At 65.2% G+C, this 819-nt stretch carries 1 pseudogene; it reads right to left on the bottom strand.

From position 1 onward, the window contains the following. Nucleotides 1-819 (bottom strand): annotated as a pseudogene (locus tag KN815_RS48280) (SdrD B-like domain-containing protein); the annotation flags it as partial.

Here is an 819-nt window from a genome sequence, read left to right as displayed (position 1 = left end):
GTCCGGCAGCGGCACTTCGTTGCGGCCCTCGGGATCCTGGATCCCATTGTGGTCGCCGTCGAACCACACCCGGTTGCCGATCTGGATCGGCGCGTTCGCCGCCTCGTAGGCGATATCGCCGAGCCCACCGGCCTTACCGAACCCATTGTCGGTCGGACTCACGAACTGGTACGCGTTGGCGGAATGGTTGTTACCGGGCCCTTGACCCGTCTGGATGTCGTAGTAACCGGTCCCGTCGGTGCTGTAGTTGTCGGTCGGGTCCAGCTGCGTGCTGATGACCCATTGCTGCTGCGGGATGTAGGCGACCGACCCTTGGGAGGCTTCGTTGTGCACCCCGCGGGGGTCGTTCGGTGCGCCGTTGTTCCGCACGTAGTCGCCCGGGAAGTATTCGACGACACCGCTGTTCTGGCCGCCGTCGGTGGCGGGGTCGGCGTGGTTGGGGCAATTCCCGGTGCCTTCCCACGCGTATCCACCGTCGGGATTGGCGCAGGCCATGTTGATGTCACCACCGGACATGCCGTTTTCCGGCGTGTCATTGCCCGGCCGGGGGTCCAGCCCGCCTCCACTGACCACGTCCATGAACCGGTCGCGGAAACCGACGATCATCGAACCGTCACGGGCGAAGGCGAGGGTCGCGAGCTCCGGCTGTGGATTGACGAGGGTACTTCCTCCGTTCACTTTGAATTGGTCCCAGGTCGCCAGGTTGGTGTTCCACGGGTTCCAGTGGTTTGCCTGGTCGTTCCCCTCGGCACCGGCATAGACGGTGCCGCGCTCGCCGGTGAGCGGCTGGGTCAGCACGGTGTCGAACTGTCCACCGTC

This window comes from Streptomyces niphimycinicus (genome assembly GCF_018883605.1).
Taxonomy (GTDB): domain Bacteria; phylum Actinomycetota; class Actinomycetes; order Streptomycetales; family Streptomycetaceae; genus Streptomyces; species Streptomyces niphimycinicus.
The sequence above is the reverse complement of the archived record's forward strand: the minus strand, read 5'-3'. Positions and strand labels throughout refer to the sequence as shown.